This window comes from Aeromonas sp. DNP9, from assembly GCF_001728955.1.
GTDB lineage: Bacteria > Pseudomonadota > Gammaproteobacteria > Enterobacterales > Aeromonadaceae > Aeromonas > Aeromonas veronii.
The window spans coordinates 17,265-41,765 of sequence record NZ_LYSQ01000017.1 but is presented as its reverse complement, the minus strand read 5'-3'; the positions used below and the strand labels follow the sequence as shown (position 1 = coordinate 41,765).

The 24,501-nt window shown below is 61.5% G+C and carries 22 protein-coding genes; 11 read left to right on the top strand and 11 right to left on the bottom strand.

Going from position 1 to position 24,501, the window contains the following annotated elements; translation table 11 throughout:
• Positions 1-29: 29 nt before the first annotated feature.
• From A9G06_RS12940 to gntU, 4 genes are all read right to left on the bottom strand, one after another.
• The gene (locus tag A9G06_RS12940) at positions 30-2,147 is read right to left on the bottom strand and encodes an AsmA family protein (protein ID WP_069555497.1); all 2,118 of its coding nucleotides are present in this window, start codon (positions 2,145-2,147) and stop codon (positions 30-32) included.
• Positions 2,148-2,290: 143 nt separating this feature from the next.
• A complete protein-coding gene (gene recG / locus A9G06_RS12935; protein ID WP_069555496.1) occupies positions 2,291-4,360 on the bottom strand; it encodes an ATP-dependent DNA helicase RecG in 2,070 nt (689 codons plus the stop codon).
• Between the two features lie 190 nt (positions 4,361-4,550).
• Positions 4,551-5,900, bottom strand: a complete 1,350-nt coding sequence (gene pssA, locus A9G06_RS12930; protein ID WP_069555495.1) for a CDP-diacylglycerol--serine O-phosphatidyltransferase — start codon at positions 5,898-5,900, stop codon at positions 4,551-4,553.
• 150 nt (positions 5,901-6,050) lie between these two features.
• Entirely contained in the window at positions 6,051-7,391 is a 1,341-nt protein-coding gene (gene gntU / locus A9G06_RS12925; RefSeq protein ID WP_069555494.1) for a gluconate transporter, read from the bottom strand.
• A gap of 245 nt (positions 7,392-7,636) precedes the next feature.
• On the opposite strand from gntU, the gene A9G06_RS12920 reads away from it, so the two are divergent.
• Genes A9G06_RS12920 through A9G06_RS12910 form a run of 3 tightly spaced genes read left to right on the top strand, consistent with a single transcriptional unit; the run spans position 7,637 to position 10,590 of the window.
• Positions 7,637-8,146, top strand: a complete 510-nt coding sequence (locus tag A9G06_RS12920; protein WP_005340649.1) for a gluconokinase — start codon at positions 7,637-7,639, stop codon at positions 8,144-8,146.
• On the top strand, positions 8,143-9,939 hold the full coding sequence (gene edd / locus A9G06_RS12915) for a phosphogluconate dehydratase (protein WP_069555493.1): 1,797 nt from the start codon (positions 8,143-8,145) through the stop codon (positions 9,937-9,939). The genes A9G06_RS12920 and edd overlap by 4 nt, the downstream gene beginning before the upstream one ends.
• A 9-nt stretch (positions 9,940-9,948) precedes the next feature.
• Entirely contained in the window at positions 9,949-10,590 is a 642-nt protein-coding gene (locus A9G06_RS12910) for a bifunctional 4-hydroxy-2-oxoglutarate aldolase/2-dehydro-3-deoxy-phosphogluconate aldolase (RefSeq protein ID WP_069555492.1), read from the top strand.
• 85 nt (positions 10,591-10,675) lie between these two features.
• Here the strand turns inward: A9G06_RS12910 and A9G06_RS12905 are convergent, their stop codons facing one another.
• Positions 10,676-11,683: a substrate-binding domain-containing protein gene (locus A9G06_RS12905; protein ID WP_069555491.1), complete on the bottom strand. Its 1,008-nt coding sequence runs from the start codon at positions 11,681-11,683 to the stop codon at positions 10,676-10,678.
• An 89-nt stretch (positions 11,684-11,772) separates the two neighbouring features.
• On the opposite strand from A9G06_RS12905, the gene A9G06_RS12900 reads away from it, so the two are divergent.
• Positions 11,773-12,423: a Qnr family pentapeptide repeat protein gene (locus A9G06_RS12900; protein ID WP_069555490.1), complete on the top strand. Its 651-nt coding sequence runs from the start codon at positions 11,773-11,775 to the stop codon at positions 12,421-12,423.
• 133 nt (positions 12,424-12,556) lie between these two features.
• Here the strand turns inward: A9G06_RS12900 and envC are convergent, their stop codons facing one another.
• Positions 12,557-13,909 carry a murein hydrolase activator EnvC gene (gene envC, locus A9G06_RS12895; RefSeq protein ID WP_069555489.1) on the bottom strand — a complete coding sequence of 451 codons (1,353 nt, stop codon included), beginning with the start codon at positions 13,907-13,909 and terminating at the stop codon, positions 12,557-12,559.
• A 9-nt stretch (positions 13,910-13,918) separates the two neighbouring features.
• Positions 13,919-15,448 carry a 2,3-bisphosphoglycerate-independent phosphoglycerate mutase gene (gene gpmM, locus A9G06_RS12890; RefSeq protein ID WP_005356867.1) on the bottom strand — a complete coding sequence of 510 codons (1,530 nt, stop codon included), beginning with the start codon at positions 15,446-15,448 and terminating at the stop codon, positions 13,919-13,921.
• A 246-nt stretch (positions 15,449-15,694) separates the two neighbouring features.
• Between gpmM and A9G06_RS12885 the strand changes: the two genes are divergently transcribed.
• The 3 genes from A9G06_RS12885 to gpsA are packed head-to-tail and all read left to right on the top strand — an operon-like array spanning position 15,695 to position 17,654.
• Positions 15,695-16,126, top strand: coding sequence for a rhodanese-like domain-containing protein (locus A9G06_RS12885; RefSeq protein WP_069555488.1), 432 nt, complete (start codon positions 15,695-15,697; stop codon positions 16,124-16,126).
• A gap of 50 nt (positions 16,127-16,176) precedes the next feature.
• Positions 16,177-16,647, top strand: coding sequence for a protein-export chaperone SecB (secB, locus tag A9G06_RS12880; protein ID WP_005340639.1), 471 nt, complete (start codon positions 16,177-16,179; stop codon positions 16,645-16,647).
• A gap of 2 nt (positions 16,648-16,649) precedes the next feature.
• A complete protein-coding gene (gene gpsA, locus A9G06_RS12875; protein WP_005355367.1) occupies positions 16,650-17,654 on the top strand; it encodes an NAD(P)H-dependent glycerol-3-phosphate dehydrogenase in 1,005 nt (334 codons plus the stop codon).
• A gap of 72 nt (positions 17,655-17,726) precedes the next feature.
• On the opposite strand, the gene nfuA is transcribed toward gpsA, so the two are convergent.
• Both nfuA and A9G06_RS12865 read right to left on the bottom strand, forming a co-directional pair.
• On the bottom strand, positions 17,727-18,305 hold the full coding sequence (gene nfuA, locus A9G06_RS12870) for a Fe-S biogenesis protein NfuA (RefSeq protein ID WP_005340636.1): 579 nt from the start codon (positions 18,303-18,305) through the stop codon (positions 17,727-17,729).
• Between the two features lie 80 nt (positions 18,306-18,385).
• Positions 18,386-19,114 carry a ComF family protein gene (locus A9G06_RS12865; protein ID WP_069555487.1) on the bottom strand — a complete coding sequence of 243 codons (729 nt, stop codon included), beginning with the start codon at positions 19,112-19,114 and terminating at the stop codon, positions 18,386-18,388.
• A 38-nt stretch (positions 19,115-19,152) separates the two neighbouring features.
• Here A9G06_RS12865 and bioH point away from each other — a divergent pair, with 38 nt between their 5' ends.
• The 4 genes from bioH (at position 19,153) to A9G06_RS12845 (ending at position 21,355) form a co-directional block, all read left to right on the top strand.
• A complete protein-coding gene (gene bioH / locus A9G06_RS12860; RefSeq protein WP_069555486.1) occupies positions 19,153-19,917 on the top strand; it encodes a pimeloyl-ACP methyl ester esterase BioH in 765 nt (254 codons plus the stop codon).
• A gap of 71 nt (positions 19,918-19,988) precedes the next feature.
• Complete coding sequence (locus tag A9G06_RS12855; protein ID WP_005340632.1) at positions 19,989-20,222, top strand: flagellar basal body rod C-terminal domain-containing protein; 234 nt, start codon at positions 19,989-19,991, stop codon at positions 20,220-20,222.
• A gap of 1 nt (position 20,223) precedes the next feature.
• Positions 20,224-20,991 (top strand): putative metalloprotease CJM1_0395 family protein, encoded by a 768-nt coding sequence (locus A9G06_RS12850; protein WP_069555485.1) that lies wholly within the window; start codon positions 20,224-20,226, stop codon positions 20,989-20,991.
• Positions 20,992-21,076: 85 nt separating this feature from the next.
• The gene (locus A9G06_RS12845; RefSeq protein ID WP_005355353.1) at positions 21,077-21,355 is read left to right on the top strand and encodes a hypothetical protein; all 279 of its coding nucleotides are present in this window, start codon (positions 21,077-21,079) and stop codon (positions 21,353-21,355) included.
• A gap of 70 nt (positions 21,356-21,425) precedes the next feature.
• Here the strand turns inward: A9G06_RS12845 and A9G06_RS12840 are convergent, their stop codons facing one another.
• Together A9G06_RS12840 and greB are read right to left on the bottom strand one after the other, a co-directional pair.
• Positions 21,426-23,735 carry a Tex family protein gene (locus tag A9G06_RS12840; RefSeq protein WP_069555543.1) on the bottom strand — a complete coding sequence of 770 codons (2,310 nt, stop codon included), beginning with the start codon at positions 23,733-23,735 and terminating at the stop codon, positions 21,426-21,428.
• A 191-nt stretch (positions 23,736-23,926) separates the two neighbouring features.
• Positions 23,927-24,400, bottom strand: a complete 474-nt coding sequence (gene greB, locus A9G06_RS12835) for a transcription elongation factor GreB (RefSeq protein ID WP_040069641.1) — start codon at positions 24,398-24,400, stop codon at positions 23,927-23,929.
• Between the last annotated feature and the right edge of the window lie 101 nt (positions 24,401-24,501).

Here is a 24,501-nt window from a genome sequence, read left to right as displayed (position 1 = left end):
AAGGCCTCATCATGAGGCCTTGTCTGTTTTTACCCTTGCTGGCTGTCGCTTGTCTGCCCGGCTTGGGTCTGCACTTGGGCCTGGTTTTGGGCTTTCGGTGCGGGAGCCGGTCGCCAGAGTGGGGCGCTGTTGCCTTGCGGCGGATAGCGTACTCCCACTTCCCAGCCGCAGGCGTCCTGCTTCTGAGGGAAGCTCCAAGCCAGCGTGGGTTCCGTCAACGGCCCGCGCCACTGGGCGAGCAGCTCGGCGCAGCGGTTGCCGTTGAGGATCCCCAGATCCAGCTGCCACTGCTCGTTGACCAGATCGATCCCCCCTTGCAGCGCCAGCAGATGGGTGATGGTGGAGGCGCCAGCCTGCTCGACTTGTAGTTGCCCCTTGTCGATCTTGCCCTGCAGCTTGATGCGGTAGAAGGGGGTGTCACCCTCCTGCATCGCCTGCCACAGCTGATCCGGCGTCAGGGTGGGCGGGGTCGCTCCCTTGAACCACTCATCCAGCAGCGGATCTATCTTCACCTTGTCCCAGAACGGCTCGTCGGCATCGAGGGCAAAGCTGCCCAGCAGGGTCTGGCGCCACTCGCCTGCCGTTTTGCCATGTTCGGCTTGCAGATCGGCGCTCACGTCCGCCTTGCCAGCGAACGAGACAGGGGAGTGGAATATCTTGCCCCACTGCTGCAGATCCAGCTTGGTCGCCTGCAGTTGGAGGCGACTGCTCTGGCCCGGTTCGCGGCCCCACTGGCCACTCAGGTTGAAGGTACCCTCATCCGGCAGCGAGCTGGTGAGTTTTCCCAGTTGCCAGGAGCTGGGGGTCAGTTCCCCATCCAGCTCGCCGTTGCGGGCGCTGAGGCCATCCCACACCAGCTCGAACCACTTGCTCTCGATACGGGCGCGGCCGAGCAGCGGGCCGGGTTGGTTATCGCGCAGGGCGAGATCACTCAGATAGAGCTGCCAGCCGGTCAGCGACAGGGGCAGGGTATCGTCGAAGGAGAGCACCTTGAGCTTGTCGAACGCCAGCTTGCGGATATCGACCTGCTGCGGGCGCCAGCTCTGCCAATCCTGCCACCACCCTTGCGGCAGGCTGATATCCATGCCGCTCAGCGCCACGTCTTTCAGGGTCAGCTTCTGCTGCTGGGTATCGAGGGAGAGCTCGACATTGAACTCCCCTTCATAGGCCTTGCCCTGCAGTTCGCCGTCGATCTGTTGGGGCGAGAAGGCGAGCTTGCCCTTGATCTCCTCCAGCTGGAACAGGCCACGCCCCATGTCCCCCAGGGTGCCGCTCAGATAGCCGGTGGGCTGGTTGCCCGCCTGCCAGTTGAAGGCGGTGAGCTGGCCGCTGAAGTTGTTGAAGGAGAGCTCCTGATTGATGTCGTTGAGGCTGACGCCGTCCAGCTGGCCGCGATCCAGCGACACGCTTTGCAACGGGAAGCGCAGCGGGAAGCCTTGCTGTGTCAGATCACCCAGCTCTATCCGCATGCCGCGTGCCTTGAGATCGTGCAGTTGCAGGGTTCGAGCGGGCCAGTCCAGCACCATGCCGGTCTCCAGCAGACCGTCGAACAGGTTGGTCACCAACTTGTCGGTGCGCAGCACTTCTCCTTCCAGCCGCCCTTGCAGGTTGAGACGGGCGAAGGTGAACTGCGGAGTCTCCAGCTGGCCGATATTGAGGCTCAGGTTGGCCTGTGGCTGGCGTTTCGGATCGATCAGCTCCCAGTCGCTCAGGGTGGCATTGAGGCCGCGCAGGGTCAGCTCGGGGCTTTCCAGACTGAGCCTGTCGATGGTGCTGTCACTGATGGTGAGGGAGTGCACCGGCAGGCTCGGTAGCTGGTTGGGCAGCGGCAGCTTGATGGCGGGACGGATCAGATCGAGGTGGGCGATCCGCACGTCGCGGCTCAGCCAGTCGATGCTCTCGATCTCCAGATAGATCTTGTCGAGGGAGACTGCATCGCCGTAACGCACCTGCTCAGCCAGCAGGGTGTAGGGGTGCAGCGGGTTGAACACCAGTCGCCCTATGGTGACCGGCACGCCGGTCTGCTGGCTGATCCAGCTGGCGATGGGGCCTTTGGCGCGCTCGGCGTCGAACAGGCCGAGGGCAACCCAGACAAACAGCAGCAGGAAGGCGAAGGTGTAGAGCAGGCCGCGTAGCCAGGAATTCATGGTTGCTTTCCTCCTGTTTCGGGATTGGTTGTCAGGCGTTTGAGTAGTGGTCTCGCAGACCGAGCCAACGGCGAATCAAGGGTTCGACATGACTCGGATGCCTATCCATAAGGACATGTGCCCATCTTCTGCATCTACCTCGATCAGGCATTGGAATAGTGATCCCGTAAGCCGAGCCAACGGCGAATCAAGGGTTCGACATGGCTTGGGTGCCTATCCATGAGGAAGCGTGCCATCTTTTGCACCTGCGGAATAAGCGGCTGATCCCGCACCAGATCGGCGATCTTGAGATCGGCCAGACCTGTCTGGCGGGTGCCGAGCAGTTCCCCCGGGCCGCGCAGTTCCAGATCGCGCTGGGCGATGAGGAAGCCGTCGTTGGTTTCTCGCAGTACCCCGAGCCGGCTCTGGGCCGTCTTGGACAAGGGGGCATGATAGAGCAGCACGCAGTGTGAGGCTACCGCACCCCGGCCAACCCGCCCGCGCAGCTGGTGCAGCTGCGCCAGCCCGAGCCGTTCCGGGTTCTCGATGATCATCAGGCTGGCGTTGGGCACATCCACCCCCACCTCGATGACGGTGGTGGCGACCAGCAGTTGCAGTATGCCCGCCTTGAACTCCTCCATCACCCGCTGTTTCTCCACCGGCCGCATCCGACCGTGCACCAGCCCGATGTGCAGGCCGGGCAGCAGGTTCTGCAGCTCGGCGGCGGTATCCTCGGCGGCCTGACACTCCAGCACCTCCGACTCCTCGATCAGGGTGCAGACCCAGTAGGCCTGCTTGCCCTCGGTGCAGGCGAGTTTGACTCGCTCGATCACATCGCCACGCCGGCTGTCGGGCAGCGCCACCGTGGTGATGGGGGTACGGCCCGGCGGCAGTTCGTCGATGACCGAGGTATCGAGGTCGGCATAGGCGGTCATTGCCAGAGTACGGGGGATCGGGGTGGCGGTCATGATGAGCTGATGGGGATGCACCCCTTCCCGCTCCCCTTTCTCGCGCAGGGCGAGGCGCTGATGCACCCCGAATCTGTGCTGTTCATCGATGATGACCAGCGCCAGGCGCTGGAACACCACCTGCTCCTGAAAGATGGCGTGGGTGCCCACTACCATCTTGACGCTGCCATCGGCGATGGCAGCCAGCGCCTCCTCCCGTGCCTTGCCCTTTTGCTTGCCCGCCAGCCAGCCGACTCCGATGCCGAGCGGCTCCAGCCACTTGGCGAAGTTGATGGCGTGCTGTTCCGCCAGCAGTTCAGTCGGCGCCATCAAGCCCACCTGACAGCCGTTGCCGATGGCTTGCAGGGCGGCCAGCGCTGCGACCAGGGTCTTGCCGGAGCCCACGTCGCCCTGCACCAGCCGCATCATGGGGTGGCTCTGTTGCAGATCCTTACTTATCTCGGCCACTACCCGGCTCTGGGCGCCGGTGGGCTTGAACGGCAGGGCGCCGAGCAGTTGTTCAACCAGCGCGGGCGCCGGTTTGAGGGCGCGGGCCAGCTGGGTTTGCGCCTGAGCGCGCACCTTGAGTACCGAGAGGTTGTGCGCCAGCAGCTCCTCCAGTACCAGTCGCTGCTGGGCCGGATGTTGGCCGCTTTCCAGCAGCGGCAGCGCCACCGAGGGGGGCGGGCGGTGCAGCAATTTCAGAGCTGCGGCCAGCTCAATCTGGTGGGGATAGAGGCCGGCGGGCAGCAGCTCCTCCACGCCATAGAGGTCGAGCTGGGCCAGCGCCTGATCGGTGAGGTTGCGCAGGGTGAGTTGGCGCAGCCCTTCGGTAGTCGGGTAGACGGGGGTGAGCGCCTCTTCGGTCTGGCCTGCCTGCTCCTCGCCGAGCAGTTTGTACTCGGGGTGGGCCATCTCCAGCCCGTATTTGCCGGGGCGAACCTCGCCAAAACAGCGGATCAGGCGGCCCGCCGCCAGACTGTTTTTCTGGGCGGCGGTGAAGTTGAAGAAGCGCAGGGTGAGGGTGCCGGTGCCATCGCTGATGCGACAGACCATCATACGGCGGCGTCCCATCACCAGCTGAGTGTCCTGGATTTCGCCCTCGACGGCGCCGTGCAGGCCGGGCGGCAGATCGCCGATGGGCCACACCTGGGTGCGGTCCTCGTAGCGCAGGGGAAGGTGGAACAGCAGATCCTGTACCGTGGCCAGCCCCAGCCGCTCGAGCTTCTCCAGCATCTTGCTGCCGACACCCTTGAGGCTATCGAGAGGAATTTTATCCAATTTCATCAATTAGATGCCCGAAAACACTGTAAATATGTCCAGATGATAGGGGTTGTTGAGGGGCCGATGCAAGCCGAGTTGCTGCTGGCAGGGCCGCCAAGGCGGGGGAAACGGCGGATATAACAAAGGCCTGCCGAAAACGGGAGGCCTTTGTGCGGCTGCCAACAGGCAAGGTGCGGGCGCATGGCGCCCAAGGTCAGATGATGCGTTTAAGCAGCAAATGGGCCTTGACCCTGTGGATCCGTCCCAGCAGCTTGCGCACCTGTTCCGGGTAGTCCTGGATTTGCTCCACCTGATCGAAGTGACTGATCCGCTTGGTGTTGGTCAGGATGTTCTCCCGCTCCGCGTTGAACTGGGGACGCAGCAGGTGGCGACGATCGTGTACCAGCAGGCCATTCTCCAGATCCAGCGCCCAGGCGCGGGGGTTGAGGTTGTTGCCGGTGAGCAGGGCCCACTCGTCATCCACGAAGATCCCCTTGAGATGGTAGGAGTTGCGCTCGCAACACCAGAGCATCAGGTTGAGGCGACCGTCGTCGATGTGGCGCTGGTTGCGCTCGGCAAACTTGCGCAGGTTGGTTTCGTAGAGATAGGGCAGGCCACCGATAGTGGAGAACTTCTCTTCCGGCGGAATGAAGAAGTCGTTGGCGGTCTTGTCGCCCACTACGATGGTGACTTTGCAACCGCGCTGCAGCAGATCCTCGATATCCTTGCTCAACTCCTTGGGCGGGTTGAAGTAAGGGGTGCAGATGAAGATCTCCCGCTCGGTGGCACGCACCAGATTGCGGATCATCAGGTTGAGCTGATTGTTGCGCTTGCCCAGACCCACCATGGGGGTGACGGCCACCTCCTGGGTGTTGACCGGCATGGTGCTGAAACGGTACTGGCTCTGGCGCAGGCTCTGCTTGAAGCGGCGGATCGGCCCCTTCAGCTGCTTGGCGCTGGGGATATCGCTGTGATCCAGCCGCTGCACCGCGTCGCTCTTCACGAACAGATCATCCACGTAGTTGACCATGCTGCGGGCCAGCTCCGGGCTGGTGATCTGGTGATAGCGATCGAAGCGGTAGCGATCCTGCTGGTGCAGGTAGATGTCGTTGAGGCTGGCGCCGGAGTAGAGCACCACATCATCGAAGATGAAGCCCTTGAGGTGGAGCACGCCGAGCAGCTCGCGCCCTTTGACCGGCACGCCGTAGATTTCGATCTGGTGCTCGTGTTCGGCAGCCATGGCCTGATACATCAGGTGGTTGCCGCCCTGCTTGCCTTTGCCGATCAGGCCGCGCTGGGCACGGTGGAAGTCGACGAACAGCTTGATGTCGAGGGCCGGATTGCGCTGCTTGGCGGCGTAGAGGGCGGCGAGGATCTCCCGACCTGCTTCGTCATCCTGCAGATAGAGCGCGACCAGATAGATGCGCCGGGTGGCACTGGCGATAAGCGCAAGAATGCGGCGTTTGAAATCCTGGGCGCTGTAGAGCACTTCAAACTGATCCGCTGCGACGGCGATCTGGGGCAGGCGCGCCAGCAGTTGTCGATAATGGGCCGATGAATGCATAGATAAACCTGAAATCACGGGGTTAAGCGTTCCACTCGGAGCGATGAATAGGCGATTCTAGCAATCTCGCCCTCTCAGCCAAAGAAAGAATCATCAGAAAGATGAAAAAGGCCTCACGAGTGAGGCCTTTTTGTCAGCATTTCGCCCCTGTCAGAGGAAGCTGTAGATGATCATCGCCATCACGCCGCCAGTGGTGCCGATGATGGTTTCCATCACGGTCCAGGTCTGCAGGGTCTGCTTCTCGGTCAGGCCGAGGTAGCGGTTGGCCAGCCAGAAACCGGAGTCGTTGACGTGGGAGAGCACGATGGCACCGCCGCCGATGGCGATGGTGACGGCAGCCAGCTGGGCACCGTTCAGGCCGAGCGGCTCCAGCATCGGCAGCACCAGACCGCAGGCAGTCAGCATGGCGACGGTGGCAGAGCCCTGAATCACCCGTACCGCAGCGGCCAGAATGAAGGCCAGCGCGACGATGGGCAGACCGGAGTCGGCCAGCATGTTGCCAAGGGCGGCACCCACACCGGAATCAACCAGCACCTGCTTGAACACGCCACCGGCACCGGTAACCAGAATGATGACACCGGCCGGCTGGATGGCGCTGTTGCAGACGCTCATCACCTCGTCACGGGACATGCCACGGCGAATACCCAGCAGATAGAAGGCGGCCAGACAGGCGACCATGATGGCAGTGAAGGGGTGACCGATGAACTCCAGCCAGTTGTGCAGGGTGGAGCCCGCCTCGACGAAGCGACCGACGATGGTCTTGAGGCCGATCAGCAGCAGCGGCAGACCGATGAGGCCCATGGCCAGCCCGAAAGAGGGCAGGGATTTGCTGTCATCGTGAACGCTGTTCTGGGCATCGGCAGGCAGCGGCACATCGACGATCTTGCTGATGAAGTCACCGAACAGCGGGCCCGCCAGGATCAGCGCCGGCACGGCGGCGATCAGGCCGAACAGGATCATGTAGCCGAAGTCGGCACCCAGCTGGGAAGCCACCAGAATCGGGCCCGGCGCCGGAATAAGGAAGGCCTGACAGGTGGCGATACCCGCCAGCAGGGCGATACCGATCTTCACCACACTGCCGCCGCCACGACGGACGATGGCGAAGGCGACGCCGATCAGCAGCACCACGGCCACGTCAAAGAAGAGCGGCAGGGCGCAGACAAAGCCGGTCAGGGCCATGGCCCAGTTGGCGCGCTTGACGCCGAACTTGCCGAGCAGGGTGTGGGCTACCCGGTCGAGGGCGCCGGTCACTTCCATCACCTTGCCGAACATGGCGCCCAGCGCCACCACTACCGCGACGAAATCGAGGGTGCCACCCATCCCTTTCTGGATGGTGTTGGCGATGTCGGCCGGGTTCATGCCAGCGGCGAGACCCGCCACCATGGAGACCAGGATCAGGGCTACCACGGCGTGGAGCCGGGCCTTCATCACCAGGAAGAGCAGCAGCACAATCGAGCCGGCGGCTGTCATGATCAGGGAGAGGTCAGACATTGTTATGCGTTCCTTTTTCCAAGTTCAGTCGTGACACCTTGCCGATCCGTCGGCAAACCATATCTTTATGATTTATTTAGATTTATGGCAAGGGCTCAACATCATATGCCCAGGTGACTATGGGTTTGCTCAGTCTGTGGCAGACTTCACATTTTCAATCGTTACCGGTAACATGTTACCGGTAACGTGTTAGATTAGAACCCATCAACAGCTGGTTTTTTGAAAAGTGGGACAGAGGTCAAATTATGGCGGGTAAGTGCATTATCGTGATGGGTGTGTGTGGTAGCGGCAAATCCAGTGTGGGTCTGAAAGTGGCCGAAGCGCTGGGCGCCAAGTTCATCGATGGTGATGACCTGCACCCCAAGGCCAACATCCAGAAGATGGCTGGCGGCAACCCCCTCAACGATGAGGATCGTGCCCCTTGGCTGGAGCGGATCCGCGACGCCGCCTACAGTCTCGAGCAGAAGAACGAGACCGGCATCATTGTCTGTTCCGCCCTCAAAAAGAAGTACCGCGACCAGATCCGCGAAGGCAACGAGTCGGTCAGCTTCATCTTCCTCGATGGCAGCCAGCCGCTGATCCTCGAGCGGATGCGTGCCCGCAAGGGCCATTTCATGCGCGAAAGCATGGTACAAAGTCAGTTCGATACTCTGGAACGCCCGGATGGCGAAGCCGGTGTATTCCACATTGATATAGACGGCACCTTCGAACAGGTGGTTGACCGCGCCGTCACAGCATTGGAGCAAGCCCAATGATTCATCAGGTAATTTCCGACGTCACCGCCCGCATCCGCGAGCGCAGTGTCGCCCGTCGTCAGGCATTTCTGGCTCGCATCCTGCGTCAGGCAGAGCAGGGCAAGACCCGCGCCGCGCTGGCCTGCGGCAACCTGGCCCACGCCGTGGCCGCCTGCAGCAGTGACGAGAAGGGTCGCATTCTCGATATGACCCGCGCCAACGTCGGCATCGTCACCGCCTACAACGACATGCTGAGCGCCCATCAGCCCTATCAGGGCTATCCGGATCAGATCAAGGCAGTGCTGGCCGAGCTGGGCCACAGCGCCCAGGTTGCTGGCGGCGTGCCCGCCATGTGCGACGGCGTGACTCAGGGTCAGCCGGGGATGGACATGTCCCTCTTCTCCCGCGACCTGATCGCCCAGGCGACCGCGCTGTCGCTCTCTCACAACACCTTTGATGCCACCCTGCTGCTCGGTATCTGCGACAAGATCGCTCCGGGTCAGATCATGGGGGCCCTCTCCCACGCTCACCTGCCGACGGCATTTGTTCCTGCTGGCCCGATGGCGAGCGGCATCAGCAATGACGAGAAGGTGAAGGTGCGTCAGAAGTACGCCGCCGGTGAAGTGGGTCGCGATGCCCTGCTGGAGATGGAGTGCGGCGCCTACCACGCGGCAGGCACCTGCACCTTCTACGGCACCGCTAACACCAACCAGCTGGTGTTCGAGGCCATGGGCCTGATGCTGCCGGGCTCCGCCTTTGTGCACCCGCATAGCGAGCTGCGCCGCGCCCTGACCGCCGAAGCGGCCCGCCGTATCAGCGCCATGATCCCGGGTTCCCCGGCCTATCGCCCGTTGAGCGAGGTGCTGGATGAGCGCTCGCTGGTCAACGGTCTGGTGGCCCTGCTCGCCTCCGGCGGCAGTACCAACCACAGCATCCACATGGTGGCGCTGGCCCGCGCCGCCGGTCTGGTGCTGACCTGGGATGACATCAGCGATCTCTCCGACGTGGTGCCGCTGCTGGTTCGCATGTATCCGAACGGCCCGGCCGACGTCAACGCCTTCGAACAAGCAGGCGGCGTGCCCGGCCTGATGCGCCGTCTGGCGCAAGAGGGACTGATCCACATGGATGCCACTCCGGTCTTTGGCGAGATGCAGGATTACCTCAGCCGTCCGGCACTGATCGATGGCCAGCTGGTGTGGCAGCCGGTCGGCGAGAGCGGCGATGCCAGCGTGTTGTCGCCTTCCGGCAGCGTGTTCCAGGCCACCGGCGGCACCAAGCTGCTGGCGGGTAATCTGGGCCGCGCCGTGGTCAAGGTCTCCGCCGTGGCTCCCGAGTATCGGGTGATTGAAGCACCGGCGCGGGTCTTCTCCTCCCAGCATGCGGTGGAAGCAGCCTACAAGGCGGGCGATCTCAATCAGGACGCTGTGATCGTGGTGCGCCACAATGGCCCGGCCGCCAACGGCATGCCGGAGCTGCACAAGCTGATGCCGGTGCTCGGCAACCTGCAGAAGGCGGGTTTCAAGGTGGCGCTGGTCACCGATGGTCGTCTCTCCGGTGCCTCCGGCAAGATCCCGGCCGCCATCCACGTCACCCCGGAAGCGCTGCACGGCGGGGCCATTGGCCTGCTGGCCGACGGCGACCTGCTGCGGGTTGATGCGGTAAACGGCAGCCTCGATTGCCTGACCGATTTGAGTGGCCGTACCCAGGCCGAGATTGACCTCACTCTGGAACAAGAGGGGTGGGGCCGTGAACTGTTCAGCGTGATGCGTCGCGCGGTATCGAGCGCCGAGTGTGGCGCTACCATCTTTGACTAAGGAAGAGCTATGCAGAACTGGAAAGTGACCCCGGCCGAGGTGTTTGCCGCCTCCCCGCTTGTACCCGTGATGGTTATCAACGAGCTGGAGCAGGCCCTGCCGATGGCCAAGGCGCTGCTCGACGGCGGCATCTCTGTCTTCGAAATCACCCTGCGCACCCCGGTGGCGCTCGATGCTATCGCCCTCATTGCCAAGGCGATGCCGGATGCCATGGTCGGTGCCGGTACCGTGCTCAACTGCGAGCAGTTTGACGCAGCCGTTGCTGCCGGTGCCCGCTTCGTCATCTCCCCGGGGATGACCCCGGCCCTGCTGGCCCACGCGGCCAAGAGCACCGCGCCGCTGATCCCGGGCGTGGCGACTCCGTCTGAAGTGATGCAGGCGCTGGAAGCAGGCTACGACCACCTGAAGTTCTTCCCGGCCGAAGCGAACGGCGGAACCAAGGCGCTCTCCGCCATTGCCGCGCCGTTGCCCCAGGTGAAGTTCTGCCCGACCGGCGGTATCGGCCCGAAAAACGTGGCCGACTATCTGGCACTCAAATGCGTGGCCACCGTCGGCGGCTCCTGGATGCTGCCGGCCGATGCGGTCAAGAGCGGCAACTGGGAAGAGGTGACCCGCCTCTCCCGCGAAGCGGTTGAATTGGTTAAACGCTAAGCGCAAGTCGTGTAGATAAATCGAACAGGCCACCCTCGGGTGGCCTGTTTGTTATCGGCGTGACTTAAGTGGGTGAGGGAAGGGATTACCCCAGACTCTCCCCGACATAGAGGGAGAAGCCGATATCCTTGCGGGTGTCGGGTTGGGATTGGCCGCTGAGACGCGCCAGCAGCATGGTGGCCGCCTCCCGACCGATCGCTTCCCGCGGGGTGGCGATACTGGCCAGCTTGGGGGTCATGGCGTGGCCGATGTCGAGGGCGTTGCAACCGGCGATGGCGATCTGCTGGGGCACCGGGATCCACTTGGCCTGACACTGCAGCAGGGCGCCCACCGCCAGGTCATCGTTGGTGCAGAACAGGCCGTCGAGGTCGGGATAGCGCACCAGCGCCTGATCCAGCAGCTCGCCCCCCAGAGTGAAGCTGGAGGATTGTTCGGTCAGCAGATGCTGGCCGGTGAGGCCGAAATCAGTCATCGCCTGATAGTACCCCTCCATCCGCAGCTGGGTGCGCACGTCGAGCCGCGCTCCCAGATAGACCACCTTGCGTCGGCCCCGGTGCAGCATCTCTGTTACCATGGCCCGGGCCGCGGTTCTATGGTCCATACCGACCACCATGTCGATGGGGGTTTGCGGCAGATCCATGGTCTCCACCACCGGAATGCCAGCGGTGGCGATCATCTTGCGGGTGCGTTCAGTGTGCTGGCTATCGGAGAGGATCAGCCCATCCACGTGATAGGAGAGCAGGGACGCGACCTGCTCCTCCTCCCGCTCCGGACTGTAGCCGTAGTGGGCCAGCAGGGTCTGGTAACCGGCCGGTCGGGTCACCGACTCGATGCCGTGAATCACCGCCGAGAAAACCTGGTTGGAGAGGGAGGGGATCAGGATGCCGATCGCCTTGCTGGTCGCGTTGGAGAGAATGTCCGGCGCCCGGTTGGGGATATAACCCAGCTCTTCCACCACAGCCGCGATCCGCTCGCGGGTCCCCTCCGCCACGGTCTGCGGGTCGCGCAGATAGCGGCTGACAGTCATCTTGGTCACGCCGGTCTGGTCGGCGATATCTTGCAGGGTGGGGCGGCGCTTGCGGGTGGGGCTCATAGGGGTGTCCAACGTGGATGTTACATGTAACATTACCGTTTTTGGTGGATAAAGTCAGCATATGAAGCCGTTTTTGCAGGGGTTTTCCGATGATCAGAGGCAAGCAGTTCGTGGATGTCCAGTTCGAACAACAGGATGTGGAGGGGGAGCAGTTCTCGGAGTGCCGCTTTATCGGCTGCAATTTCTCCTGGCTGGATTTGAGCGATAGCCGCTTCATCGACTGCAGCTTCTACGATCGGGAGAGCGAACGGGGCTGCCTGTTGCAGGGTTGCGATCTGCGCGAGGCCAGCTTCCTGCGCAGCGATCTCACCATGGCCGATTGCAGCCGCAGCCAGTGTCTGGGGCTGGAGATGCGCGACTGTCAGGCGGTCGGTATCAACTTCAGCGATGCCAGCTTTGCCAACCAGATCACCGCGAAAAGCTACTTCTGCGAGGCCCATCTGACCGGCAACAACTTCAGCTACGCCAGCTTCGAGGGCTGCCTGCTGGAGAAGTGCGAGCTGACCGGCAACCGTTGGCAGGGGGCCAACCTGTTTGGTGCCTCGTTGGCGGGTTCCGATCTTAGCGGCTCCGAGTTTGGCCAGATTGACTGGACCAGCTTCAAGCTGCAGGGCTGCGATCTGCGCCAGTGCGATCTGCCGGGGCTGGATCTGCGCCGGGTCGATCTGCAGGGAGTACAGATCAACGAGGATCAGCAGCAGACATTGCTGGAGCAGATCGGTCTGGTTGTCTTCCCCTGAGCCGAGCGAAAAAATAGGTAATTTTTCATCAAATGGGACCGACTGTGGGGGGCTATGCTCCTGAAATGACAAAAGCCTGCGTGAGGCAGGCTTTTGCTAGTGAGCGTGTGACGCGTTTGTCGGCCGGGTTAACTCAACCCTTGGCCAGCCATTTGGTTGGGTTGATCGCCTCGCCCTGATAGCGAATTTCGAAGTAGAGGCCCGGTCTGTCCTGACCGCCACTGTCACCGACCAGTGCCACCGGTTCACCCTGTTCCACATTCTGGCCAACCTGACGCAGCAGCGACTGATTGTGACCGTAGAGGCTCATATAGCCTTTGCCGTGGTCGATCACCAGCAGCATACCGAAGCCATCGAGCCAGTCGGCGTAAACCACCTGTCCCGGTGCGACCGCCTTGACCTGGGTTCCTTCGCTGGCGCCGATCAGGGTGCCTTTCCACTTGAGCTGGGCGGTGCGCGGTGAACCGTAGGAGATGAGGATCGGCCCCTGTACCGGCCAGCGCAGGCTGCCATTGGTCTTGAGACCGCTGTAGTGACCGGCACTGCTGATGCCCGAGCCGCGCTCCGGTTTGCTGCTGGCTACCTCTTTGGCCGGTTCTGCCGGTTTGACGGTTTTGTTCTGCTGAGCGGCGAGTCGTTGCTGCTCGGCGCGGCGCTGTTCGGCCAGCTTGCGCTGACGCTCCTGCTCCGCTTTCAGCTTGGCCAGCCGCTCCCGTTCGGCCCGTTCACGGCGCTCCTGCTCTTCACGCTTGCGACGCAACTCTTCCAGCCGAGCTTTCAGCGCTTTCTCCGCCTTGACCAGCTTGGTGAGCTTCTGCTCGTCATCTTGTACCGACTGCTGCAACTGGTTGCGCACCTTGGCCCGGCTCTGCTGGCTGGCCAGCAGGGTCTGGTGATGCTCCTGCTGTTCGGCAAGCAGGGTCTGCAGTCTGGTCTCGGTCTCTTTGGTGGCCTGCTGGTTTTTCGCCAGCTTGTCGCGGGTGGCGCGCAGGGCGTCGATGGCCTCGATACGGGCCTTGTTTAGGTAGTCGTAGTAGTCGAGGGAGCGGCTCAGTTTGGCCGGATCCTGCTGATTGAGCAGCAGTTTGAGGTAGTCGTGGTTGCCCGCTTGAAAGGCGCTTTCCGCCTGCTTGGCCAGCAACTGCTTCTGATGTTTGGCTTGAACTTCCAGCGCCAGCTTGTCTTTTTGCAGGGTCGCCAGCGTCTGCTGGTTCTGCTTCAACTGCTGCCTGGTCTGGTTGAGTTTGGCGGCGGCGGCCGAGATGGCTTGCTCGTCGGCCTTGAGCTGGGTATTGAGCTTGGCAAGCTCCTGCTTGCTGAGCTTGATGGTCTTCTGTTGCTCTTTGATCTGGGACTGCATGGTGCCCAGTTGCTGATTGGCGGCCAAAGCCGGTTTGCTGGCACCAAACGACAGGCAAAAAAACAGCGCGCCGGCCAACAGGCCGACGCGACTGGTTTTCTGTGAAATAACTTCGCATCCCCGCATGGGGAAGGATTATTTCAGAATCATCAGGGGCTTGCCAGTCATTTCCGGCGGCACAGGCAGACCCATCAGGGTCAGCATGGTGGGGGCCAGATCGGACAGTTTGCCACCTTCAACCACCTCGGCTTTGCGACCGAAATAGATGAGCGGAACCGGCAGATTGGTGTGGGCGGTGTGGGCCTGACCAGTCTCTTCGTCCAGCATCTTCTCGGCGTTACCGTGGTCGGCAGTGATCAGGCACTCGCCACCCACTTCGGCCAGGGCGTCGGTGACGCGACCGATGCAGTGGTCAACGGCTTCACACGCTTTGACGGCGGCATCGAACACACCGGTGTGACCAACCATGTCGCCATTCGGGTAGTTACAGATGATGACGTCGTACTTGCCGCTCTTGATGGCCGCAACCAGCTTGTCGGTCAGCTCTTCGGAGCTCATCTCCGGCTGCAGGTCATAGGTCGCCACTTTCGGGCTGGCCACGATCTCGCGATCTTCGCCGGTGAAGCAGGACTCTTCACCACCGTTGAAGAAGAAGGTGACGTGAGCATACTTCTCGGTTTCGGAGATGCGCAGCTGGGTCTTGCCCTGCTTGGCCAGCCACTCACCCAGGGTGTTGACCAGAGCGGTCGGCGGGTAGGCACAGGCAGTTTTGATGTCGGCCGCGTATTCGGTCAGCATCACGAAGTTCAGTTTCGGCTCGACTGCACGGGCGAAGCCGGTGAAGTCGGTGTCAACGAAGGCGCGGGTGATTTCACGGGCACGGTCGGCACGGAAGTTCATGAAAATCAGCGCATCACCATCTTCCATCGGTGCAGCTTCACCGATGCGGGTGGCTTTGACGAACTCGTCGTTCTCGTCGCGGGCATAGGCGGCAGCCAGCGCTTCGGTGGCGCTCTCGGCGGTGAACTCGCCCTTGCCCTGGGTCATCAGGTCATAGGCTTGCTGTACGCGATCCCAGCGGTTGTCACGGTCCATGGCGAAGTAACGACCGATCATGGAGGCGAAACGACCCTTGCCCAGCTTGGCGAAGAGGGCATCGAACAGCTCGATGGAGGACTGGGCGGAGCGCGGCGGAACGTCGCGGCCATCCAGGAAGGCGTGCAGATAGATCTTCTCGGCGCCACGCTTGGCAGCCATTTCGATCATGCCCATGATGTGCTCTTCGTGGCTGTGTACGCCACCTGGGGACATCAGGCCCATGATGTGAACGGCTTTGCCGTTGGTCACGGCAGCGTCAACAGCCTTGGCCAGCTCGACGTTCTGGAAGAATTCGCCGTCCTGGATGTCTTTGGAGATGCGGGTCAGCTCCTGATAGACGATGCGACCGGCACCGATGTTGACGTGGCCCACTTCGGAGTTGCCCATCTGGCCATCCGGCAGACCGACATCCAGACCGGAGCCGGAGATCAGGGTGCTGGTGTAGTCACGGGCCAGACGATCGAGGTTGGGAGTCTTGGCGGCAGCGACGGCGTTGTGCTCTTGCTTGGTGCTGTAGCCCCAACCGTCCATGATGACCAGAACCAAAGGTTTCTTAGCTGTTGACATAAGACTATGTCCTCTCGGATTGGAAAAAATGCGGGAAATGAAACTAGCGTAATATTACTACATCTGCCGAAATAGTCACCTGATAGCCAAGGGGCGCTCCCGTGGCCCCGCAAGCCACGCTCTTCCTGCCATGCTCGCAGCCCAATGATGATGGGAGCCTGCTCGCGCTTTGCCGCCAAGATGGCTGATCTTATCAATACCCCCATGTATACTCGGGCCCTTGTCTTGGTCCCTGGATAGTAGAAGATGCAAGAGTATTTGGATTTTGCGGCCCGTAACCCGCTGCTGACCGCAGCCTGGTTGGGTCTGGCTGGCACCCTGGTTTACACCACTGTGCGTGCCCGTTTGTCCCCGGTAAAAACCGTCAACAACCACACCGCGACCCTGCTGATCAACCGCGAGAATGCCACCGTGGTGGATATTCGCAGTCAGGAAGAGTATGCCAAGGGCCATCTGGCCGGTGCCCAGCACCTGCCGCTGACCCAGATCCAGAGCAATAATCTGGGCCCGGTTGAAAAGCATAAAGATGCCCCCATCATAGTGGTGTGCGAGTCGGGAATGACTGCGGGCCGCGCGGGCCGTCAGCTGAGCAAAGCTGGCTTCAAGCAGGTTTATGTGCTCGGCGGTGGCATGGCCCAATGGCGTGCAGAGAATCTGCCGGTAACCAAGAAACGCTGATTTAAGCAGGGCCTGAGCCCACTTATCCATATAACAAGGAATCAAACGAAATGGCTGACGAGATCAACAACCAGGAAGTACAACCGGAATTCCACATCCAGCGTGTTTACACCAAGGATGTCTCTTTCGAAGCGCCGAACACCCCGCACATCTTCCAGAAAGAGTGGCAGCCGGACGTCAAGCTGGATATGGATACAAAGACCAACATCCTGGCTGAGAACGTGTATGAGGTTGTCCTGACCCTGACCGTGACTTGCAAACTGGAAACCGAAACCGCCTTCCTGTGCGAAGTACAGCAAGCCGGTATCTTCACCATCGGTAACCTGCCGGAGCCGCAACTGGCTCACTGCCTGGCTGCCTTCTGCCCGAACATCCTGTTCCCGTATGCCCGCGAAGCCGTGGCCAACATGGTGAGCAAGGGTTCCTTCCCGCAGCTGAACCTGGCACCGGTCAACTTCGATGCCCTGTTTGCCCAGCACATGGCGCAAGCACAGGCCCAGCAGGCGACTGCGGAAGCCTGATAATGGCTGACCAGATCGCTATCTCGGTCTTGGGGGCGGGGTCTTATGGCTCCGCCCTTGCCATTTCTCTGGCGCGCAATGGTCATCCGACCCTGCTGTGGGGTCACGACCCCGTTCATGTCGCCGAGCTGGAACAAGACCGCTGCAACAAGGCATTTTTGCCTGATGTCCCTTTTCCCGCCGATCTGCAGCTGACTGCGGATCTGCAACGTGCGGTACAGGCTGCCCCCGTGCTGCTGCTGGTCGTGCCGAGCCATGTATTTGGTGATGTACTGACCCGGATCAAACCCTTCCTGCGCCCCGATACCCGTATCGCCTGGGCCACCAAGGGTCTGGAGCCGGACAGTGGCCGTCTGCTGCAGGATGTGGCCCGTGAAGTGCTGGGTGACGAGATACCGCTGGCGGTGATCTCCGGCCCCACCTTCGCCAAGGAGCTGGCTGCCGGTCTGCCGACCGCCATCTCGGTCGCCTCGACTCACGACGAGTTCGCCGACGATCTCTCCCACCTGCTGCACTGTGGCCGCTCGTTCCGGGTCTATACCAATCCGGATTTCGTCGGTCTGCAGCTGGGTGGGGCGGTGAAGAACGTCATCGCCATCGGTGCCGGCCTCTCCGATGGGCTCGGGTTTGGCGCCAATGCCAGAACCGCGCTCATCACCCGGGGTCTGGTGGAGATGCAGCGTCTGGGGGCTGCGCTGGGTGCCGATGCCAAAACCTTTATGGGGATGGCGGGGCTCGGGGATCTGGTGCTCACCTGTACCGACAACCAGTCGCGCAACCGTCGCTTCGGGCTGGCCCTCGGGGCTGGCAAGGATGTGAACACCGCCATGACCGAGATCGGTCAGGTGGTGGAGGGGTATCGCAACACCAAAGAGGTGCATCTGCTGGCGGCCCGCTGCGGCGTCGAGATGCCCATCTGCGAGCAGATCTTCAAGGTGCTCTACGAGGGTAAGAACCCGAAAGAGGCGGCCATCGCCCTGCTGTCGCGAGACAAGAAGGACGAGTAATCTGCCGATTGCCCATGCAAAAGGCCCTGCCAGATGGCGGGGCCTTTTCTTTGCAGCCGCAAGGGCCTCAAATCAGTAGTAGGAGTGGTCGCCGCGCTGGTGCTCGGTGGCGTCTTTTACGCCGTTGAGCTCGCCCGGGAACTTCTCCAGCAGCTGCTTTTCGATCCCCTCTTTCAGGGTGTAATCGACCATGGAGCAACCGTTGCAACCGCCGCCAAACTGCAGAATAGCCAGTTTGTCTTCAGTCAGCTCGACCAAGGTGACCTTGCCACCGTGACCGGCCAGCATGGGGTTCACTTCGGACATCAACACGTACTCGATGCGCTCGATTAGCGGCGCGTCGTCGGCCACTTTACGCATCTTGGCGTTCGGTGCTTTCAGGGTGAGCTGGGAGCCCATCTGATCGGTCACGAAGTCGATGGTGGCATCCACCAGGAAGGGGGCGCTCAGGGGATCGACCATGCAGTCGAAGCCGCTGAAGGGCAGGTGTTGATCTTCCGGGTCCACGGCATCGGGCGGGCAATACGATACGCCACACTCGGCATTCTGGGTTCCCGGATTGACCACAAACACCCGGATATTGGTGCCATCAGGCTGTTTTTCCAGCAGTTTACGGAAATGGGCCTGGGCGGCGTCGGAAATGCTGATCATCACTATCCTCATAAACCTGAGTGTACGACTAGGGTATTCATGATAACGCGGTTATTAATGCTTGGGTAGCATGCCGATGGCTACTTGCTGTGCCGCAGGGTACGACAGATCGCCCACACTTCTACGTTTGTGATGCCGCTCTCATGGAGCAAACGGCTGAGCTGCCCAGCGGTGGCGCCTGTGGTCACGACGTCATCGAGCAGGGCGACATGGCGATAGTGGTGGGGGCTGATCCGGAATGCCCCGCGCAGATTGCGCCGCCGTTGCCCGGCGCTCAGGGTTGTTTGTTGCGGGGTCGCCTTGATGCGCTGCAACAAAGTGTTGTCGCAGGGAATGTCGGTGAACTCGCCAAGGGCTTGCGCGATCTCCTCCGCCTGATTGAACCCTCGCCGCCACTGCCGCCACCAGTGCAGGGGAACCGGAATGATCGCTTCTGGCGGATTGCTGCTATCCAGATGATCGGCCAAGAGGCGTGCCAGTAGCGGCGCCAGCAGGATCTGGCCGGAATATTTGAGCCGGGGGATCAGCATGGGGTAGGGGGCCCGGTAGTCGCCGATCACCTGCAACCGCTCCCAGGGGGGAGGTCTGCGCTGGCAGCGACCACAGACCGGTATGCTCTCTTCTATATAGTCAGCCAGCGGTGCGGCGCAGAGGCGGCATCTCGGTTGTGACTGGTGCAGCGCCTGCCGACACCAGCTGCAGAGCAGGGGCTCGTTGTCGCAAGGCTGATGGCAGAGCAGGCAACTCCCTTGCCAGTCACCGTGGCTGCCGAGCAGCGGGCTTGCTTTAGCGAGCAGTCGCTTTAACATGCTGACCCCAAGAGCATGAACAGGGATCTTGAGTCTAGATGAGCATATCGGTAGAGCAGTTTGGCCAGGGGCCCGATCTGGTGCTGTTGCACGGGTGGGGGATGAACGGTGCGGTCTGGCATGGTATTGCCCAACAGTTGGCGCCCCACTATCGGGTTCATCTGGTGGATTTGCCCGGTTTTGGCAACAGCCTGCTGGCAGACGAGGTGGATTACAGCCTGCCCTGGCTTGCCGAGCAGGTGGCCGCCATCTTGCCGCAGAAGTGCCATCTGCTTGGCTGGTCGCTCGGCGGTCTGGTGGCAAGCCAGTTGGCGCTGACGCATCCCGATCGGTTGCACTCCCTGATCACGGTAGCCAGCTCCCCCTGTTTTATGGCCCGTGACGAGTGGCCGGGGATCGCCCCCAAGGTTCTGACCGGCTTCAACAAGATGCTGGCGGGGGATTTTCGCCAGACCATAGAGCGCTTTCTGGCGATCCAGGCCATGGGCAGCGAACATGCCCGGGACGATATCCGCCAGTTGCGCCACTGGCTGGCCGAGCGCCCGACACCCCAGTTTGCCGCACTCGAGGCCGGACTGACGTTGTTGGCCGAGATTGACCTGCGCGAACCGCTGCAGGAGCTGGATCTGCCCTGGTTGCGGATCTATGGCCGACTGGATTCATTGGTACCCAAGGCGGCTATTCCCCTGTTGGATGATCTCTACCCTGCCAGCCGCAGCGTGACCCTCAATAAGGCCTCACACGCGCCTTTTATCTCCCACCCTGACGAATTCATTGAAATCGTTCGAGATTTTGTTGGCTAAAAAACAGCCTGCAAGCTTCATTAATCCTCTGGTCTGGCGGATAATTAAGCTGTGACCAGAGGAGTAACACCATGCGTATTGATTCTGCTTTCAACAGCGGGGTACAGGGATTTCAGCGAGCCGAGCAGATTGCCGACAAGGCATCCAATCAGATCGCCCGCCTCAACACCCCCAGCGGGGATCAGGTGCAAGTGACCGATGAGCTTGTCAATCTCAAGGTGGCCGAGCAACAGGCTGGCGCTTCCGCCAAGGTAGTGCAGACTGCCAGCGATATGATGGGAACCCTGATCGACATCCGGGTGTGAGATGAACATCAATGTCAGTCTGCCTCCCCTTATCCCGACACAGCTGCAACCTCAGGTGGAAGCGGCGAGGACGGATAATCGCCGGGCAGAACTGATCCCTCAGGCCCGAGCGGGCCAAGCTTCCGTTGCCGAATCTGAAGTCGGCTCCCAGAAAGAGAAATCCAAAGCCGCTCAGGCCTCCAGCAATCAGACCTCCCAGAACAGCCGTGAAACCGGGCAATTAGCCCCGACGACACTGCCAGATAATCGCTTTGTCGAGGCCACCGGTGAGGATGGGCAGCGCAAGCAGCAAGATCCCAAACAGCAGGAGCAGCAACAGCGGCAAGAGCAGCAGGTTCAGGATCTTGTCGAGCGTGACAAGGAGGTGCGGACTCACGAGCAGGCGCACCAGTCTGCGGGTGGAGAGTACGCCAGCTCGCCCACCTATCAGTTTACGCAAGGGCCGGATGGCAAGCGTTATGCTACGGGTGGCGAAGTCCAGATCGATACCAGTGTCGTACCCGGTGACCCTGCGGCTACCATCGCCAAGATGCAGCAGATCCGCGCTGCAGCGCTGGCGCCTGCCGAGCCTTCCGCGCAGGATCTGGCCGTCGCGCGCAGCGCCGCCGCGAGTGAAGCCAAGGCGCGCAAAGAGCTGATGGCCGAGCAGAGCGCGAAATCGGGCGGTGTGCTGAGCGCCTATATGGACAAGCGCAACAGCGTCATCGCGGGCCACTATCGACAGGCTGTCAGCCCGGCCTCGACCCAGTCCCTCAGTCTGCATATCTGAGTCACCCTCGCCAAACTTTCAGCTGCTTTGCCTGTTTTGCAACTAACCTGAAGATCAGGCCCATTCCAATTTCACAGGAGCTGTCATGCATTTCGATGAAGTCAAAGCGGAAGATTTCACCACCTTCTCCCGTGTACCGCCTCCCCACCTGCAGATGGAGCAGTTTCTGATGCAGCTCGGGGGAGGGGGAACTGAAGGAACCAGTTTCAAGAAGAAAGTGATGCTGGCGGCTGGCTGGAGCCACACCGGCGTCGTCTCTTACGGCAAGTATCCACAAGAGGCCTGCAAGGCATTCAACCGACTGCGGGAGGTGCTGGCCCAGCATGGAGAGCCCGAGAGTATTCTTGCTGCCCTGACGCAGTGATCCTGAGCTTCGCGTGTAAAAAAGCCCCTTGCGGGGCTTTTTGCATTCAGAGGTGTTCTGGAAGGTGTCGTTACTTTTTCGCTTTGGAGAGCGCCGCCGCGAAGGCGTTGCCCATGACACCACCCATAGGGGGGCTTTGGTGCGGCTCATTTCTTGGCTTAGCGTTGCCAGCACTGCTGTTGCGCGCTTCAGCCGGCTTGCGGGCGGGTTGCCCTGCCTTTTCGTCGAGACGCATGGTCAGACTGATTCGCTTGCGCGGGGCGTCCACTTCCAGCACCTTGACCCGCACAATGTCGCCCGCCTTGACCACCTCACGGGGATCCTTGACGAAACGGTCGGTCAGGGAGGAGATGTGCACCAGACCGTCCTGATGAACACCGATATCGACGAAGGCGCCGAAGTTGGTGACGTTGGTGACCACCCCTTCCAGTACCATCTCTGGCACCAGGTCGCTGATCTGCTCCACACCTTCCTTGAAGGTCGCGGTTTTGAACTCGGGGCGCGGGTCGCGGCCCGGCTTGTCCAGCTCGCCGATGATGTCGGTGACGGTAGGTACGCCGAATTGCTCATCGGTATAGTCGGCCGGTTTCAGGCTGCGCAGCAGGCTGCTGTTGCCAAGCAGGCTCTCCACGGTCTGCTCCAGCTTGGCGAGGATCCGCTCCACCACCGGATAGGACTCCGGGTGTACCGCTGAGCTGTCGAGGGGATTGCTGCCGCCGCGAATGCGCAGGAAGCCGGCACACTGTTCGAAGGCTTTGGGGCCGAGTCGGCTCACTTTCAGCAACTGCTGACGGCTCTTGAAGGCGCCGTGCTCATCCCGGTAGGCGACGATGTTCTGGGCCAGCGTCTGGGAGAGGCCGGAAACCCGGTTGAGCAGGGCGACCGAGGCAGTATTCACATCCACACCAACTGCGTTCACGCAATCCTCGACCACGGCATCCAGCCGGCGGGCCAGCTGGCTCTGGCCAACATCGTGCTGATACTGGCCCACCCCGATACTCTTGGGGTCGATCTTGACCAACTCGGCCAGCGGGTCTTGCAGGCGGCGGGCGATGGAGACGGCGCCACGGATCGAGACATCGAGATCCGGGAATTCCTGGGAGGCGAGCTCGGAGGCGGAGTAGACCGAGGCCCCCGCTTCGCTGACTACTATCTTCTGCGCCTTGGCGGCGGGGTAGCGCTCGAACAGATCGCTGACCAGGCGGTCGGTTTCCCGCGAGGCGGTGCCGTTGCCGATGCTGATGAGCTCGACCTTGTGTTTCTGGCACAGCTCGCTCAGGGTCTTGAGGCTCTGATCAATCTGGCGTTTTGGTTCGAACGGATAGATGGTGGCGTGATCGACCAGCTTGCCGGTGGCATCCACCACGGCAACCTTGACCCCGGTGCGGATGCCCGGATCCAGCCCCATGGTGCAGCGCATGCCGGCCGGGGCCGCCATCAGCAGATCCTTGAGGTTCATGGCGAACACCTTGATCGCCTCCTCCTCTGCCGATTCGCGGATACGGCCGATCAGCTCGGTCTCCATCTGAAGCGACAACTTGATCTTCCAGGTCCAGCTCACCACCCCCTGCAGCCATTTGTCGGCCGGGCGGTTCTGCAGATTGAGCTTGAGGTGGTGGGCAATGATCCCTTCGCAGGGGCTGGCACTCTCGTCGTCACTGGTGACCAGCGCCAGATTGAGGATCCCTTCATTGCGGCCGCGCAGCATGGCCAGCACCCGGTGGGAGGGGGCCTTGTGCAGCGGTTCGTCGTGCTCGAAGTAGTCCTTGAACTTGGCCCCTTCCTGCTCCTTGCCAGCCACCATGCGAGCGCGCAGGGTAGCGTTTTGCCAAAGGTAGTCGCGCAGCTTCTCCAGCAGGTCGGCCTGCTCGGCAAAGCGCTCCATCAGGATGTAGCGGGCGCCATCGAGAGCCGTTTTGCTGTCGGTGATCCCCTGCTCGGCGTTGAGGAAGCGAACCGCCTCCTGTTCGGGCTCTTTCATCGGGTCGCTCAGCAGCAGGTCGGCCAGCGGTTCCAGCCCCGCCTCGATGGCCATCTGCCCCTTGGTACGACGCTTGGGTTTGTAGGGGAGATAGAGGTCTTCCAGCCGGGTCTTGCTGTCGGCTTCGTTCAGCTCGCGGGCCAGCTCTGGGGTCAGTTTGCCCTGCTCCTCGATGGAGCGCAGGATCACCTGGCGGCGATCTGCCAGTTCGCGCAGGTAGCCGAGGCGGCTCTCCAGGGTGCGCAGCTGGCTGTCGTCCAGACCGCCGGTCACCTCTTTACGGTAACGGGCAATAAAGGGCACGGTCGAGCCTTCATCCAGCAGGCGCACTGCGGCCTGCACCTGCTCCGGGCGAGCATTGAGCTCACCGGCAATCTGTCTCTCTATGGTTTGCATCATGATGTTGTTGAGGGCCTCTGTGGTCGAGTCCGCGCCATCAGGCGCCAAGTGTGAGCACTATATGGGGTCGTGTTGCGGGATGCCACCCTGCGCCGGGGTCTGCACCAGTCAGACTGATAAAGTCGCAGGGGAGGGCGTTTATCTTGCCATTGCACCTGTGACTCAGGATGTGCCTGTGGCAAGCAGTCCGGCTATTTGGGGTAGCAGATCTCGTTGATATACCAGCAGACGTCACCAACTGGCGTACGGACGATGGCCTCATCGCCGACCTCTTTCTTGAGCAGGGCGCGGGCCATGGGGGAGTCGATGGAGATGTAATCCTTGCGCTCGAAGATCTCGTCATAGCCGACGATGCGAAAGCGCTTGGTCTCGCCCTCTTCGTTTTCCACCTCGACCCAGGCGCCGAAGAAGACCTTGCCCTCCTGCGCGGGGGCATAGTCGACGATCCCCAGCTCTTCGAGACATTTGCGCAGGTAACGCACCCGTCGGTCGATCTCCCGCAGCCGCTTCTTGTTGTACTGGTAGTCGGCATTTTCGCTGCGATCCCCCAGGCTGGCGGCCCATGCCACCTTCCTGGTGACCTCGGGGCGCTCCTGACGCCAGAGGAAATCGAGCTCTTCTTTCAGCTTGTTGTAGCCTTCGCGGGTGATCAGCTTTGTCTTCATGGTGATGCGGACCTGGTCAAAGAGGGGTATTCATCGCTAACTGCTCGGGAATATTAGCTTTTGTCCTCTGGCTGTCGAGAGAAATTGCGCCAGCTTGGCGG

Coding starts and splice junctions, on each gene's coding strand:
- A9G06_RS12845 (WP_005355353.1), top strand. CDS start 21,077: ATGCATTTCGATGAAGTCAAAGCGGAAGATTTCACCACCTTCTCCCGT.
- A9G06_RS12940 (WP_069555497.1), bottom strand. CDS start 2,147: ATGAATTCCTGGCTACGCGGCCTGCTCTACACCTTCGCCTTCCTGCTG.
- secB (WP_005340639.1), top strand. CDS start 16,177: ATGGCTGACGAGATCAACAACCAGGAAGTACAACCGGAATTCCACATC.
- nfuA (WP_005340636.1), bottom strand. CDS start 18,305: ATGATCAGCATTTCCGACGCCGCCCAGGCCCATTTCCGTAAACTGCTG.
- A9G06_RS12855 (WP_005340632.1), top strand. CDS start 19,989: ATGCGTATTGATTCTGCTTTCAACAGCGGGGTACAGGGATTTCAGCGA.
- gpsA (WP_005355367.1), top strand. CDS start 16,650: ATGGCTGACCAGATCGCTATCTCGGTCTTGGGGGCGGGGTCTTATGGC.
- A9G06_RS12905 (WP_069555491.1), bottom strand. CDS start 11,683: ATGAGCCCCACCCGCAAGCGCCGCCCCACCCTGCAAGATATCGCCGAC.
- gpmM (WP_005356867.1), bottom strand. CDS start 15,448: ATGTCAACAGCTAAGAAACCTTTGGTTCTGGTCATCATGGACGGTTGG.
- pssA (WP_069555495.1), bottom strand. CDS start 5,900: ATGCATTCATCGGCCCATTATCGACAACTGCTGGCGCGCCTGCCCCAG.
- A9G06_RS12910 (WP_069555492.1), top strand. CDS start 9,949: ATGCAGAACTGGAAAGTGACCCCGGCCGAGGTGTTTGCCGCCTCCCCG.
- recG (WP_069555496.1), bottom strand. CDS start 4,360: ATGAAATTGGATAAAATTCCTCTCGATAGCCTCAAGGGTGTCGGCAGC.
- A9G06_RS12865 (WP_069555487.1), bottom strand. CDS start 19,114: ATGTTAAAGCGACTGCTCGCTAAAGCAAGCCCGCTGCTCGGCAGCCAC.
- A9G06_RS12885 (WP_069555488.1), top strand. CDS start 15,695: ATGCAAGAGTATTTGGATTTTGCGGCCCGTAACCCGCTGCTGACCGCA.
- greB (WP_040069641.1), bottom strand. CDS start 24,400: ATGAAGACAAAGCTGATCACCCGCGAAGGCTACAACAAGCTGAAAGAA.
- gntU (WP_069555494.1), bottom strand. CDS start 7,391: ATGTCTGACCTCTCCCTGATCATGACAGCCGCCGGCTCGATTGTGCTG.
- bioH (WP_069555486.1), top strand. CDS start 19,153: ATGAGCATATCGGTAGAGCAGTTTGGCCAGGGGCCCGATCTGGTGCTG.
- edd (WP_069555493.1), top strand. CDS start 8,143: ATGATTCATCAGGTAATTTCCGACGTCACCGCCCGCATCCGCGAGCGC.
- A9G06_RS12900 (WP_069555490.1), top strand. CDS start 11,773: ATGATCAGAGGCAAGCAGTTCGTGGATGTCCAGTTCGAACAACAGGAT.
- A9G06_RS12850 (WP_069555485.1), top strand. CDS start 20,224: ATGAACATCAATGTCAGTCTGCCTCCCCTTATCCCGACACAGCTGCAA.
- A9G06_RS12920 (WP_005340649.1), top strand. CDS start 7,637: ATGGCGGGTAAGTGCATTATCGTGATGGGTGTGTGTGGTAGCGGCAAA.
- A9G06_RS12840 (WP_069555543.1), bottom strand. CDS start 23,735: ATGATGCAAACCATAGAGAGACAGATTGCCGGTGAGCTCAATGCTCGC.
- envC (WP_069555489.1), bottom strand. CDS start 13,909: ATGCGGGGATGCGAAGTTATTTCACAGAAAACCAGTCGCGTCGGCCTG.